The organism is Brachybacterium sp. UMB0905 (assembly GCF_002871795.1).
Lineage (GTDB): Bacteria > Actinomycetota > Actinomycetes > Actinomycetales > Dermabacteraceae > Brachybacterium.
Window position 1 is genome coordinate 38,799 of sequence record NZ_PNHL01000006.1, and the last position, 14,075, is coordinate 52,873.

Consider the following 14,075-nt stretch of genomic DNA (forward strand, 5'->3'; position numbering starts at 1 on the left):
GGACCATACAGTGGGATCCCCGCCTGCCCTCCGCACGGTCTCCCCCTCGCCGTCGCGGTCATCGTCTGAGAAGGTCATGCCCGACTTCGCTTCCCTCGACCGGTCCTCTCCCCGCCCCGCCGCCCCGGCCCCGCCGGAGCGGACGGGTCGGCGCTCCTGGCACCGTCGCGCCTCCCGCCCGGTGTCGGTCTGGATGGTCCTGCTGGTGCTGGTGGTGCTGATCCATCCCTGGCTGCCGCAGTCGCGCTGGCTCATCGTCCACATGGTCACCCTGGGCCTGGTGACCACCTCGATCCTGGTGTGGGGTCAGCACTTCACCGAGGCGCTGCTCAAGACGCGCCTGGGCCCGGAGTCGCGGCCGCAGCAGGTGTGGCGGATCCGCCTGCTGACCATCGGAGTGCTCGCCACGATCGCGGGCATGTTGCCCACCTGGCCATGGCTCGTGGCGGCCGGGGCGCTCGCCGTCGCGGCGGCGCTCGTGTGGTACGCACTCTCGCTCGGGTCGCAGCTGCGGGCCGCGCTCGCCCCGCGCTTCGCCGTGGTGGTGCGCACCTACCAGGGGGCGGCGCTGCTGCTGCCCGTCGGCGCGGTGCTCGGCGCGGTCATGGCCTTCAGCCCCGGTGAGCCGTGGCAAGGGCGGCTGCTGCTCGCCCACCAGGTCATCAATGTGCTGGGTTTCGTGGGGATCACGGTGGCGGGCACCCTGCTGACGCTGTGGCCGACGGTGCTGCGCACCCGCCTGGACCCCGCGCAGGCCACGCGCGCTGCCCGGGGCCTGTTCGGCATGGGTGCCGGGGTGCTGCTCGGGGTGTTCGGGGCGCTGCTGGGCTCAGGACTGCTGGGCGGGATCGCGATGCTCCTCTACCTCGCCTCCTGGCTGTGGGTGGGGGCGCTGCTGGTGCGCCTGGCGGTGCAGTCAGCGCGGCAAGGCCATCGGGTGCCCGTGCCGCTGTTCCCGGTGCTGTCCATCGGCGCGGGGATCATGTGGTTCACCCTGGCGCTAGTGGGGCTCGCGATGATGTGGCTGATCTCGGCCGAGGGGCTGCTGGGGGCGTCCCTGCTGGCCGTGGACGTGCAGCGCCTGACCGCGCCGTTCGTGGCGGGCTTTGTGCTGCAGGTGCTGCTGGGGGCGATGAGCCACCTGCTGCCGGTGACGATGGGCGGCGGGCCCCGCGCCACCGGGGCAGGCCTCACGGAGCTCTCCCGCGGCGCGATCTGGCGGGTGGTGACGTACAACCTGGCGCTCGCCGTGTTCGTGCTGACGACCCTCGGCGGCACCGGGGCCGACGCACTGCTGGCGACGCTGCTGCTGGGCACCGTGGAGCCGGCCGCGATCGGCTCGATCACCCGCGTGGCGGTGACGCTGCTGGCCTTCGTGGTGCTGCTGTGCTTCCCCGTGCTCATGGGCCGGGCGGTGCGGGCGAACATTCGCGAGCGTCGCGCGGCGGCGCAGGCGCGGAAGGCATCGGACGAGGGCAGCGGCACAGCGGAGCCGCTGCCCGCCCCGACGTCCCGGCCCCAGAGCCCCGCGGCGGAGGAGACCCCGTCGGCCGTGGATCGTCGGGCGCTCACCGGCACCCTGCTGGGTCTCGGCTCGGTGCTGGGCGTCACGGCGCTGGGCGCCACCTTGGATCGGCCGACGGGCGGCGCGCCGGCCACCGGCACAGCCCCGGCGGTGGGCGTGACCCCGACGGGGAACACGACCACGCTCGCGGTGTCCATGGCGAACATGCGCTTTACCCCGGATGTGCTCGAGGTCCCGGCCGGGGATGAGCTCGTGATCCAGCTGCGCAATGACGACCCGGTGGATGTGCATGACCTCGTGCTCGCCACCGGTGCGACCTCGGGCCGGCTGGATCCCGGGCAGGAGGCCACCATCGAGGCGGGCGTGATCAGCCACGATGTGGAGGGCTGGTGCTCGATCGTGGGGCACCGCGCGATGGGCATGACGCTGCAGGTGACGGCGCTCGGAGCGGCCGGCTCAGCGGGTACGCAGGGCGGCGAGGCGTCGGCCCATGGTCATGGTGGCGATATGACCAGCGGGAACCCGCTGGCCCGGGTGCCGCTGGATCTGCAGGCTGAGCCCGGTGCGGACCACACGGTGCGCGATGCGCGCCTGCCGGAGGCCGTGGGGATGGAGCAGCGGGTGCGCCTCGAGATCACCGAGGCAGACCTCGAGATCGCCCCGGGCGTGAGCATGCAGGCCATGACGTTCGGCGGCACCGTGGTGGGGCCGATCCTCCGCAGCGAGGTGGGGGCGCGCTTCACCGTGGAGCTCGTGAACAACGGCTCAATGGGCCATTCCCTGGACATGCACGCCGGGACCGTCTCCCCCGACGAGGTGATGCGCACGATCCCGCCGGGTGAGTCCCTCGAGTACCCGATCACCACCGACCATGCAGGGATCTGGCTGTACCACTGCTCGACGATGCCGATGACCGTGCACCTGGCCGCCGGGATGCTCGGGGCGCTCATCGTCCCGCCCACGGGGCTCGCGGCGGCGGATCGCGAGTATGTGCTGGTGCAGTCGGATCACTACCTGGTGCCGGAGGCCGATGGGTCCGCGCACGCCGTGAGCCCGGAGAAGATCGCGGCCGAGCGACCCGATGCGACCGTGTTCAACGGGCATGCGAACCAGTACGTCCACGCGCCGCTGCAGGCGACAGTCGGCGAGCGGGTGCGGCTGTGGGTGCTCGCGGCCGGCCCCTCCCGCGGCATCTCCTTCCACGTGGTGGGCGCGGTGTTCGACACCGTGTTCAAGGAGGGCGAGTACCGACTGCGCCCGGACAACGAGAACGCCGGCGGCTCGCAGGCCCTGGATCTCGCGCCCGCTCAGGGCGGTTTCGTGGAGCTCGTGTTCCGCGAGCCCGGCACCTACACCGCGGTCAACCACAGCTTCTCCGACATGGAGCGCGGAGCCCGCGCCCTGATCGAGGTGAGCGCATGAGCTGAGGGCGTGCGCTGGCGCACCCCGGCAGTATCAGACCTCGAGCTGCGGATTGCCGGCCCTGACGCGTTCTCGGGCGCCGCATACCAATGTCGGTCCGCAGCGCCCGAGAACGTTGTGGTAGTAAGGCGGCGCTTTGCGATGCCTCCCTCCAGGCTTTCACTCCGGAGCTCAGACTCCGTCGTAGGCAAGGAGGACCTGCACCGCAGTGACACGCTCCTCGTCCGTGAGGTCCTGGCCGCGGGCATCGAGCACGAAGGTCTTCCACTGAGCGCCGTCGCCGCCAATAATCGTGGCCCAGTGGGTCGCCTCCGCGGTGGAGTCGAACCGCATGTACACGCCGTACGGCGTCTCCCAGGCTTCGACGCACTCGATCTCGGCAGTGCAGTACTCAGCCGTGACCTCATCGGCCGCCCCGAAGCCGGGATTGTTCGCCACCAGATCCTCGACCGTGATTTCCGGGCCAGAAAGATAGCGCCACCCAAGGAAAATTAAGATCGCCGCAGAAAGCAACAGGGTGCCAATAGACCCAACTTTCCACACAGCACCAGAAGCTGAACTCTTACTTACCATTTCGCAATCCCGTTATTCTAATCCATGGCCGAATAAGTCTCAAGCGATTTCGGCGATCCGGTCGCGCGTGAGTGCGATTTTCCGCCCTAGAGAGAGTTGGGCGTTGTCCAATTGCAGCGATGCTTGGCAACGCCGTACGTCCAGTGTCTGGTCCTATTTGGCCGAAATGTCTCTAACTCCCAAGTTCCCGCCCCAAGAGCGCCGAGAGCGTGGCAGGAGAACTGCTGACGCATGCTTTTCTTCGATAGCAACAAGGATTTCACCCTTCCACCTTTAGCGAGAGCCTCCTTCCACCCGTTAGTATTAAGAATCCCCTGCCCAGCTATAACCCCGCCGATGCCCGAGCCGGATCCCGTATAGACCGCCCAACCCCATGTACTCAACTGCAGTGTTACGACATTAGTATTGACCCCATAATACTTTCCATACTTCGCCCCAATCGACTTAAATAGCCTCTTCCCTAGATATGGGTCGGCCACAACGGGGAAGGATGACGTATTGCTATAATCGATAACCTGGACGACAGTTTTGCCGTGAATCTCGAAATGGGTGGGCACCGGCTTCCCATTGGCGTCCCGCGCCCAAGCCGGGGCTATCCCTGCGATGACGTTGCCAGTAGGACCCAGGAAAAAGTAAGATCCATTTACCTCTTCCAATTCCGAATAATCCGGAATGTTCAACTCGAACGCATACTCTCGGGGGGCCGTCGAGTCGGGGATCACAATATTTATCTGCACATCGCCTTCCGGCGATACCAGAGGGGCGTACACAACGCCCCCGCCATCCTCCCATGAGACCAGTTCGGGATTCCCAGGATTATCACGCATGCCGGAGTGCTCAACTGGCAATTTGATTCCAATATCATGTCTGGACAAATCGATATCAACGAGGCCGGCCTCATCCTCTCGGACAACTACAGACTTATCCTCGCTGGAAACCTCTCCGACTACCGAATCGATCTCCAGTGGCACGGCGGCATCAAGAATACTTTCGGGCGCTCTTGCCAGAGTTTCGCGAATCGGTTCGCTCGAAGGCTCAGCTGATGCTGGCATTGCAATTGTAGTAGAAAGTGCAACTATGGCGACAATAGTTGCAGCTTCCCGCAAACATTTTCGGATCATGGATGCTCGTTTCTACGAAGGTTTAAATCACGGGAAGTTCTCGCCAATTGGAATTTGGCGCATGCGACCAGGGCATGGACGCAACACACTGTCAGGTCATCATGCGACTCGGGTCCACACGAGTAGGATGGAGCTTAGCCTGTGTAGGAGCGCGGGGTTGGCCATACCGCAGACCAATAGTGTGAAGTGGCACACTAGGGGTGCTCGTTGCCTGGCTTATCTCGGTGGCTCTCCACTCTTCCGAGGTGAGACCTTGGAGGTCTAAGTCTCGGCAGTCAGGCTCGGCGGCACCGTACAGCGATCCTTCTAGGCCAATGCGGTAGTTCAGCTGCTAAACGGCGCCGCCATCACTAGGCCCTCTCCCGTTGCTAGTTCGGGCCCATCCCCTGATGCGTTGAGTGTCTTTCACGGCTCCGCTACCTACAGCTTCGTGATCGGCGCGTAGCGCAGCAGCAGGCGTTTCACGCCGTGCGGGGCCTTGAACTGGACCTCCACCTGGGTTTTCTCGGCTTGCCCGGCGACCTCGAGCACCGTGCCCATGCCGAAGGAGTCGTGGGTGACGCGGTCCCCGGGGGCGAGCTGCGGCAGCTTGTCCGCGGCCAGCGGCTTGCGCCCAGAGGCCATCGAGGGGCGCTTCACATCCGAGCGTCCCCCGCCGATGCCGCCGGAGAACGACGGGCCGCGCGAGCCGGTTCGACCGCTGTAACCGCCCGAGCTGTACCCGCCGCCACCGTAGCCACCAGCGCCATACCCCCCGCCGCTGTACCCGCCGCCGACGAAGGTCGACCCGGCGCGTGCCACGTCCAGCACCTGCTCGGGGACTTCGTCGAGGAAGCGGCTGGCGGGCATGAACTGGCTCTGCCCCCAGGTGGCGCGCATCTGCGCGCGCGTGAGGTAGAGCTTCTCGCGCGCCCGCGTGATGCCCACATAGGCCAGGCGCCGCTCCTCCTCGAGGTCCTCGGGGCTGCTCATGGTGCGGTGGTGCGGGAAGGTGCCGTCCTCCATGCCGGTGAGGAACACGACCGGGAACTCGAGACCCTTCGCGGTGTGCAGCGTCATGAGGGTGACGAACTGGTCCTCCGCCCCGGGCAGCTGGTCGGCGTCGGCCACGAGCGAGACCTTCTCCAGGAAGCCGTCCAGGAGTGAGGCCTCCGGGTCGTCGGGGGCGGTGAGCTCCGCATCCGGTGCGGTGTCGGAGTCGGCGCCGGAGCTGGACTCCACACCGTCCTCCGCCTCGCTCGCGGCGGCGGCGATCTCCTCGCGCTGCGCCTCGAACTCGGCGGCGACTGCCACGAGCTCGGCGAGGTTCTCCAGACGGGACTCATCCTGCGGGTCATCGCTGCCCTGCAGCTCCGCGTAGTAGCCGCTGCGCTGCAGGATCGCCTCGAGCAGCTCCGCCGGGCCGTCCCCCCGCTCGGCCATCTCTCGCAGATCCGAGAGCATCGCGACGAAGGCCCGCACCGCGTTCAGGGAGCGGGTCGCGATCCCGGGCGCTTCGTCGGCCCGTTCGAGCGCCTCGGCGAAGCCGATCCGCTCACGCTCGGCGAACATGGCGACCGCCGCCTCGGCCCGGTCGCCGATGCCACGCTTGGGCACATTGAGGATGCGCCGCAGGTTGATCTCATCGGCCGGATTGGCGAGGACCTGCAGATAGGCGATCGCGTCCTTGATCTCGCGGCGCTCGTAGAAGCGAGTGCCGCCCACCACGCGGTACGGCAGCCCCACGCGGATCAGCTGATCCTCGAGCGCACGGGACTGGGCGTTGGCGCGGTAGAAGATCGCGATATCCGCGGCGCGGCGACCGGCGTCCACGAGGGCGTCGATCTGTCGGCCGATGTACCGTGCCTCGGCCACCTCGTCGTCGGCCACATACAGGGTGATCTTCTCGCCTGAGCCCTGGTCGGTCCACAGGTTCTTCTTGCGCCGGCCCTGGTTCTCCTCGATGACAGCGTTGGCGGCGGTGAGGATGTTCTGGGTGGAGCGGTAGTTCTGCTCCAGCACGATGGTGCGGGCAGACGGGAAGTCCTGCTCGAACTCGATGATGTTGCGGATGGTCGCGCCGCGGAAGGCGTAGATCGACTGGTCGGAGTCACCCACCACGGTGAGGTCCGCGTGCGGGTCCTCCCCCACCAGTTCGCGCACCAGCTGGTACTGGGCGGTGTTGGTGTCCTGGTATTCGTCCACCAGCAGGTGGCGGAAGCGCCGGCGGTAGCCCTCGCGGATCGCGGGGTTCTCACGCAGCAGTTCGACGGTCAGCCCGATGAGGTCATCGAAGTCCACCGCATTGGCCTGCCGCAGCCGTTCGGTGTAGTTCGTGAAGATCCGCGCGAGGGTGCGATCGAAGCCGTCCTTGCTGAGCTCGGCGCGATCCGCGAAGTCGATCGGGTCCACGAGGTCGTTCTTCAGCGTGGAGATCCGCGAGGCGATCATCCGCGGGGCGTGCTTCTTGGTGTCCAGCTCCAGATCCTTGGCGATCGTGGTGATCAACCGCAGAGAATCGGCGCTGTCGTAGATGGTGAAGGAGCTCTTCAGCCCCACCGCCTGCGCGTCCCGCCGCAGGATCCGCACGCACGCGCTGTGGAAGGTGGAGACCCACATGTTGCGTGCGGCTGGGCCGACGAGCTCCCCCACGCGCTCGCGCATCTCGGCAGCGGCCTTGTTGGTGAAGGTGATCGCGAGGATCTCCCCGGGCATCGCTTCGCCGGAGGCCAGCAGGTGGGCGATCCGGCGGGTGAGCACGCGGGTCTTGCCGGATCCGGCGCCCGCGACGATCAGCAGCGGACTGCCGCGATGTTCGACGGCCTCGCGCTGGGCGGGGTTGAGGTCCGCGGTGAGGGCGGCCAGACGCTCTGGGCGGGCGGCCGCCGACGGCGCGGTGGAGAACTGCTCGCGCGGCGGCACCCAGCCGTCCTCCTCCGGTGGCAGGTCCTCCTCCGGCGGCAGGTCCTCCTCCGGCGGCGGGGCATCCTCATCTGCGGGCGGGGCGTCGGCATCCGTGGGCGGGACGTCGGCATCCGCGGGCGGGGCATCCTCCTCGCGCGGGGCGTCCGCGGCGGAGTGCGCGGGGCCCACCTGCACGCCCTCCAGGCGGCGGAAGGCGTCAGGCAGGGAGAGGTCGTCGAACAGTGAGCTCATGAGGATCCCAGGATAGGCCCGGGGCCGGACGGACCGGCCGACGGCCCGCTCAGATCACGGGGCTCATCAGATCGTGGGGCTCAGATGAACACCGCGATGATGACGTTCAGGACGATCACCAGCGGGATCGAGAACCACACGGCGGGCGAGGTGCGCTCCTGCTTCGCGTTCGCGATGTAGCCGAGCACCACGGCGATGAGGCCCACGAGGCCCTTGATGCCGAGCTTCATGTGGTTGGGGTCGCCGGTGATCGACACGAGCGCGGCGAGGATCAGGCCGATGACGAAAGCGCCCGCGAGGCCGTGCGCCATGCCGGGGCTGGGGGTGCGGGTGCGGGCGGCGCCCACCCAGGTGCCCAGGGCCACGGCCCAGCTCAGCAGGTGCAGGACGACGAGAAGGGAGAAGAGGAAGCTCATGGGCCCCATCGTACGGGCGCGTCGCTGAATGCTCCGTACCCCGCATCACCCCTGACGTGCGAGAATCGCCGCATGTCAGCGGCCCCTCCACCACGCTCTCCCGGCTCCGATGACTCCCCCGGCGCGCGCCACGACCGCGAGAGGGTAGACACCACGGAGCCCAGCGCAGAGGAGCACACCGAGTTCGAGGCGCTCTCCCTGCTGCCCGCCCCTGTCCTCGCCGGGGCGATCGGCGAGGAGCGTCCGCGGCCCGGTCCGGGCCGGATCCTCGCCGCGGTGCTCAGTTTTCTCGTGGTCCTCGTGCTGCTGGGGTACGCGCTGCCGAAGCTCACCGGCACCACGCTGACGGAGATCTGGGCGGCGGTGACCGCGTTGCCGCTGTGGGCGGCGCCCGCGATGCTGCTGCTAGGGATGCTGGCCCTCGCCCTCGAGGCCCTTTCGGTACGCACGGCCCTGCCCGGCGCCCGATACAGCACGGCCCTGCGCGCCCATGCCGTCACCTCCGCGGTCTCGCTCGCGGTCCCGGGCGGATCCGCCATCGGGCTGGGGCTCATGGGGTGGCTCCTCGCCCGCGCGGGCTTCACCTTCGGGGCCCTCGCTACGGGGATCATCGCCGCCTCGCTCGTGGACATGGTCCTGACCTCGGTGCTGATCCCGCTGCTGGGATTCGGGGCCTATGCGCTCTCCGGCGCTCTCGCACCGCAGGAGCTGCAGCTACCCGGCGGGCTGTGGGCGGCGGTGATCGCGATCGGCGGGGCGCTGCTCGCCCTGGTCCTCACCGCACTGCTGCTGCGCCGCGGCGTGCTGACCGCGCTGCTGAACAGCGCCGGTGACATGGTTCCCGCGGCGGTGCGAGGGGAGATCCTCACCCAGCGCGATGCGCTCATCGCGCTGCTGCGCTCCCGCGCAGTGCCGCTCGTGGTGCCGACGCTGCTGGCCCGCGCTGCCCAGTGGGCGGCGCTCGTGCTCGCGATCCGAGCGGCGGGAGCGGAGGTGCCGCTGCTGCTGACCGTCGCGATCTTCGCGCTCGGGCGAGTGCTCGCCCTGCTTCCGCTCACCCCGGGCGGGGCGGGGATCACCGAGACCGTCGGGGCGATGGCTCTGGTGGCGCTCGGGGTGCCGGCGGCATCCGCGGGCGCGGCGATGATTCTGCTGCTGGTGGCGATGCTGATCGTGCCGTTGCTGGCCGGCGCGGTGGGAGCCGCGGGCAGCGTCGCCGCCCCGGCGGCGCGGAAGGGCCCGGAGGATCAGTCCTCCTCGTCCTCCGCTCAGTCCTCCTCGTAGTCCGGGGTCTCGATCCCCAGGGTGTGGGAGGGGTGCGGGAGCATCGCCCCCGCGGTATCGGGCAGCAGGGGGAAGCCGCCGATCTCGGCGCCGTGCCGGGTGCCGACGAACTTCGCGACATCGTGCACGTGGTGCTGGGCTTCGGCGCCGCGGCCCAGGAAGCCGGCGCCGGCATAGCCGCCCAGGCGCCGCCCGGTGGTGCGCTCTGCCTGCACCGCCGCCTGCTCGAGGCACTTGGCGGTGCCCCGCAGACCGCTCGCGAGCCGCCCCAGCTCGGGATGTTCGGTGAGGGTCCAGCGGTCATGCACCTGCTCGCCGAGGTCTCGGGTCCACTCGTCCTCGGACTGCGAGAGCTCGGTGATGGAGTTGCCGATCCGTAGCCGCAGCAGGGTCAGCCGGTCTGCGGCGTGGCGGAACGCTGCGGCTTGGGCACGCAGGTCAGCAGGCTGCGGGCTCATCGTCGGCCTCCTCCCCCGGGTGCGGTGAACCTGTGGGGTCCATCGTAGGGGCATCCGCTGCTCGCTCTGCGAGCCAGGCGTCCAGGATGCTGAGCGCCCGGGCGCGCGCATCGGCGTCGGAGAGGAACACGTCGTGCCGGGCGCCCGGGATCGCCTCCACCTGCACGCGCGGACCGAGTTTGCGGGCGGCGCGCGCGAGGGAGTGCACATCCAGCACCGTGTCCGCCCGGCGCATGCTCTCGTGGAAGACGGGACCGATCCGGCTGCGGTCCGAATGCATGACGAGCACGGGGATCGCGAGCGGACCGGAGGCCTCCAGGCGGCGCTGCCCATCGATCACGGCGCGCAGGGTGTCGGCGGGGAACCGGTGGCCGCCGGGTGGTTTGAGCTCGAGGTCGTACTCGAACGCGCCGCCGTACTCGCGGTGGGTGGTGCGCGCATAGTGGAGGCTGCCAACGGGCAGCACCGGGCGGCTCCCCAAGTGCCGTGCGAGGATCCGGACGGGCGCCTCCACGAGGGCGCGCGCCGCGGGCCCGAGGTGCATCTCGAGCCACGGAGAGTTCAGGGCGAGGCCCCGCACGGCGCCGGGGCGGCGCAGCGCGAACAGGGTGGCGGTGAGCCCGCCGGTGGAGTGGGCGAGGATCACCGGGGGGCGGTCGCGGCCGATGATCCGCAGTGCCGCATCGAGCTCCGCGTCATAGCGGGAGAGGTGATCCACGTCGGTGGGGGTCTGGCCGGGCAGCAGGCTGCGGCCGTGCTTGCGCAGGTCCAAGCCCCACACATCGTGCCCGGCGTGTCCCAGGTGCTCGAGCAGCTCACGGTCGAAGACGTAGTCCGACCAGCCGTGCAGCACGAGTATGGGCACGCCCGGCAGGTCGCGGTATGCGGTGCCAGGCGGCAGGTCGCGGTGGAGCAGCGTCGCGATGAGCGAGCCCTCATCATCGGCGCCCAGGCGGATCCGGTGGGTGCTGAAGCCCTCGCCGAGCACGGGATCCGGTCTCACGGAGGCCACCCTAGTGCCCGCTCCTGCGGTGTGCCGCACCTCCCCGCGTGCCTGGTGGCCGCCGCTGCAGGCGACCATGTAGGCTGGGCCACCGAAACGATTGCCATCTTCCGGGTCGACACATCCACCCGGCACCCGAAGCACAGGGGGTCAGATCCATGGGTCGCGGCCGACAGAAAGCCAAGCACACCAAGGTGGCACGGGACCTCAAGTACTACAGCCCGCCGACGGACCTGTCCGCGCTCCAGCGCGAACTGCAGGGCAAGCGCGGTGCCGACGACTCCGCGGACGAGCACCGCTGGGACGAGGACAGCGACGACTGGGCTGATGAGGACGCCCCGTCGCTCCGTCGGCGCTGAGGGCTGACCGGCTGCCGCCGGATCACCGTGACACTGCGGAAGGGCCGCCCCGAGGGGCGGCCCTTCCGCTGTTCTCGGTCCAAGCGCGACGTTCTCGGCCCAGCGCGACGTGACGTCTCAGTCCCAGCCGGGATGCTGGCCGGTCATCATGACGGCTCCGCCCTCGACGCCCTTCGCCCCGGTGACCACATGCTCGAGCGGACCGTGAGCCTCGGGCAGCTGCTCCTGCGCCAGCACCTCGCCGAGCACGCGGGAGGGCAGGCCGCGTTCGGTGAGGAGCTGCAGCACCGCATCGGCCTGCTCGGCGCCCACCAGGGCGATCATGCCGATGCCGAGGTTCAGTGTGCCCTCGAGGTCCCGCTGCGGCACCTGGCCCCAGCGCTGGATCTGCGCGAAGACGGGCGCGGGCTCCCAGCGCGCCCTATCCACGCGGGCAGCCAAGCCCTGGGGCATCACGCGGGCGAGGTTTGCGGCCAGGCCCCCGCCGGTGACGTGGCTGAGGGCGTGGATCGCGCCGCGGGTGCGTTCGTCCTCGAGGACGGCGAGGAGGTCGGCGGTGTAGATGCGGGTGGGCTCGAGCAGCTCCTCGCCGAGGGTGCGGCCCAGCTCCGGCACGTGCTGCTCGAGGTCGAGCCCGGCAGCGTCCATCACGGCGCGCACCAGGGAGTAGCCGTTGGAATGCAGGCCGGAGGCGTCCATGCCGATGATGACGTCACCGGTGCGCACCCGCTCGGGGCCCAGCAGCTCATCGGCCTCCACGACGCCCACGGCGGCGCCGGCCACGTCGTAGTCCTCGGGGGCCATGAGCCCGGGATGCTCCGCGGTCTCCCCGCCGACCAGGGCGCAGCCGGCCAGGCGGCAGCCTTCGGCGATGCCGCGCACGATGTCGGCGATCCGCTCGGGCACCACCTTCCCGCAGGCGATGTAGTCCGTCATCGCGAGCGGCTTCGCACCGACCACGACGATGTCGTCGACCACCATCGCCACGAGGTCTTGGCCGATGGTGTCGTGGACATCCAGCGCGCGGGCGATCGCGATCTTGGTGCCCACCCCGTCGGTCGAAGAAGCCAGCAGAGGCCGCCGGTAGTCCTTGATGGCGCTGATATCCATCAGCCCCGCGAAGGCGCCGATACCGCCCATCACCTCGGGGCCGTGGGTGGCGGCGACCGCCTGCTTCATGAGCTCCACGGCGCGGTCGCCGGCGGCGGTGTCCACCCCGGCGGCGGCGTAGGTCAGCGGGGCGGGGTCGGGGCGGGTCATGCGTCCTCCTCGGTGACGGCCGGGGCGGTCGTGCCCTGGTCGGTGATGCCCTGGGCGCGGGCGACGTCCTCCGGCAGCGCTACCGGGTAGGTGCCGGTGAAGCAGGCGGTGCACAGTGAGCTCTCGTCCTGCTCGGTCGCAGCGATCATGCCGGCGGTGGAGATGTAGCCGAGCGAGTCCGCGCCGATCGAGCGGGCGATCTCCTCGATCCCCAGGCCGTTGCCGATCAGCTCGGCGCGGGAGGCGAAGTCGATGCCGTAGAAGCAGGGCCAGCGCACCGGCGGGGAGGAGATGCGCACATGCACCTCGGCGGCACCGGCCTCGCGCAGCATCCGCACCACGGCACGCTGGGTGTTGCCGCGCACGATCGAGTCGTCGATGACTACCAGGCGCTTGCCCTCGATGACTTCGCGCAGCGGGTTGAGCTTGAGGCGGATGCCGAGCTGGCGGATGGTCTGGGATGGCTGGATGAAAGTGCGGCCCACGTAGGCGTTCTTGACCATTCCGGAGCCGTAGGGGATGCCGGATTCGAGGGCGTAGCCGATCGCGGCGGGGGTGCCGGAGTCCGGGGTGGGGATCACGAGATCCGCGTCGACGGGATGCTCGCGGGCCAGCTGGCGGCCCATGGCGGTGCGGGATTCGTGGACGCTCCGCCCGGCGATGCGGGTGTCGGGGCGGGCGAGGTACACGTACTCGAACACGCAGCCGCGCGGGCGCGGTTCGAGCACCTGCTCGCAGCGCAGCCCCCGCTCGTCGATGACGATCATCTCGCCGGGGGCGACCTCGCGCACGAAGCTCGCGCCGCAGATGTCCAGGGCCGCGGTCTCGGAGGCCACCACCCAACCGCGCTCGAGCCGACCCAGCACCAGAGGGCGGATGCCCTGCGGATCGCGGGCCGCGTACAGGGTGGTCTCGTCCATGAGGGTGAAGCAGTAGGCGCCGCGCAGACGCGGCATCACCTCCCGCAGCGCATCTTCGAGCGGCCCCTCGGTATTCAGCAGCGAGGTGACCAGGGCGGTGTCGGTGGTATTGCCGCGCGCGAGCTCGCCGGTGCGGGAGCGTTCGCCGCGCTCATCGAGCAGGGCCAGCAGCTGCTCGGTGTTCACGAGGTTGCCATTGTGGGCGAGGGCTACGGTGCCCTCGGGGCGGGGCCCCAGGGTGGGCTGGGCGTTGGCCCATTCGGAGGCGCCGGTGGTGGAGTAGCGGGTGTGGCCGATGGCGATATGGCCCTGCAGGGTGCCGAGCGAGGCTTCGTCGAACACCTGGGAGACCAGACCCATGTCCTTGTAGACGAGGATCTGGGAGCCGTCGGAGGTGGCGATGCCCGCGGATTCCTGGCCGCGGTGCTGCAGGGCGTACAGCCCGAAGTAGGTCAGTTTCGCGACGTCCTCGCCGGGGGCGAAGACGCCGAAGACACCGCAGGCGTCCTGCGGGCCCTTCTCGCCGGGGAGCAGGTCATGGGAGAGTCGTCCGTCGCCGCGTGCCACCGGACCATGATGCCACAGCGCCACGGGGCCGA

General features: G+C 69.4%; 11 protein-coding genes. 3 read left to right on the forward strand and 8 right to left on the reverse strand.

Annotated elements, in window-relative coordinates:
- Nucleotides 1–76: 76 nt before the first annotated feature.
- Nucleotides 77–2,947, forward strand: a complete 2,871-nt coding sequence (locus tag CJ197_RS07120; protein WP_102236057.1) for a multicopper oxidase domain-containing protein — start codon at nt 77–79, stop codon at nt 2,945–2,947.
- 171 nt (nt 2,948–3,118) lie between these two features.
- Here CJ197_RS07120 and CJ197_RS07125 read toward each other — a convergent pair whose 3' ends face one another.
- The 4 genes from CJ197_RS07125 to CJ197_RS07135 form a co-directional block, all read right to left on the reverse strand.
- Complete coding sequence (locus tag CJ197_RS07125; RefSeq protein WP_102236058.1) at nt 3,119–3,385, reverse strand: hypothetical protein; 267 nt, start codon at nt 3,383–3,385, stop codon at nt 3,119–3,121.
- Nucleotides 3,386–3,606: 221 nt separating this feature from the next.
- Nucleotides 3,607–4,641, reverse strand: coding sequence for a hypothetical protein (locus CJ197_RS14870; RefSeq protein ID WP_146007718.1), 1,035 nt, complete (start codon nt 4,639–4,641; stop codon nt 3,607–3,609).
- A 420-nt stretch (nt 4,642–5,061) separates the two neighbouring features.
- Nucleotides 5,062–7,776 carry a UvrD-helicase domain-containing protein gene (locus tag CJ197_RS07130; RefSeq protein WP_102236059.1) on the reverse strand — a complete coding sequence of 905 codons (2,715 nt, stop codon included), beginning with the start codon at nt 7,774–7,776 and terminating at the stop codon, nt 5,062–5,064.
- A gap of 80 nt (nt 7,777–7,856) precedes the next feature.
- Complete coding sequence (locus CJ197_RS07135; RefSeq protein WP_102236060.1) at nt 7,857–8,192, reverse strand: hypothetical protein; 336 nt, start codon at nt 8,190–8,192, stop codon at nt 7,857–7,859.
- Between the two features lie 72 nt (nt 8,193–8,264).
- Here CJ197_RS07135 and CJ197_RS07140 point away from each other — a divergent pair, with 72 nt between their 5' ends.
- Complete coding sequence (locus tag CJ197_RS07140) at nt 8,265–9,476, forward strand: lysylphosphatidylglycerol synthase transmembrane domain-containing protein (protein WP_102236061.1); 1,212 nt, start codon at nt 8,265–8,267, stop codon at nt 9,474–9,476.
- Here CJ197_RS07140 and CJ197_RS07145 read toward each other — a convergent pair.
- Together CJ197_RS07145 and CJ197_RS07150 are read right to left on the reverse strand one after the other, a co-directional pair.
- Nucleotides 9,461–9,934, reverse strand: a complete 474-nt coding sequence (locus CJ197_RS07145; protein WP_102236062.1) for a hypothetical protein — start codon at nt 9,932–9,934, stop codon at nt 9,461–9,463. The two genes, CJ197_RS07140 and CJ197_RS07145, sit on opposite strands and share 16 nt — an antisense overlap.
- The gene (locus CJ197_RS07150) at nt 9,915–10,937 is read right to left on the reverse strand and encodes an alpha/beta hydrolase (RefSeq protein ID WP_102236222.1); all 1,023 of its coding nucleotides are present in this window, start codon (nt 10,935–10,937) and stop codon (nt 9,915–9,917) included. Before CJ197_RS07150 ends, CJ197_RS07145 begins: the two co-directional genes overlap by 20 nt.
- Nucleotides 10,938–11,095: 158 nt before the next feature.
- On the opposite strand from CJ197_RS07150, the gene CJ197_RS07155 reads away from it, so the two are divergent.
- Entirely contained in the window at nt 11,096–11,296 is a 201-nt protein-coding gene (locus CJ197_RS07155; protein ID WP_102236063.1) for a DUF3073 domain-containing protein, read from the forward strand.
- 117 nt (nt 11,297–11,413) lie between these two features.
- Here CJ197_RS07155 and purM read toward each other — a convergent pair whose 3' ends face one another.
- Both purM and purF read right to left on the reverse strand, forming a co-directional pair.
- Nucleotides 11,414–12,556 carry a phosphoribosylformylglycinamidine cyclo-ligase gene (gene purM / locus CJ197_RS07160; RefSeq protein WP_102236064.1) on the reverse strand — a complete coding sequence of 381 codons (1,143 nt, stop codon included), beginning with the start codon at nt 12,554–12,556 and terminating at the stop codon, nt 11,414–11,416.
- Nucleotides 12,553–14,043: an amidophosphoribosyltransferase gene (purF, locus tag CJ197_RS07165; protein WP_102236065.1), complete on the reverse strand. Its 1,491-nt coding sequence runs from the start codon at nt 14,041–14,043 to the stop codon at nt 12,553–12,555. The genes purM and purF overlap by 4 nt, the downstream gene beginning before the upstream one ends.
- Nucleotides 14,044–14,075 lie beyond the last annotated feature (32 nt).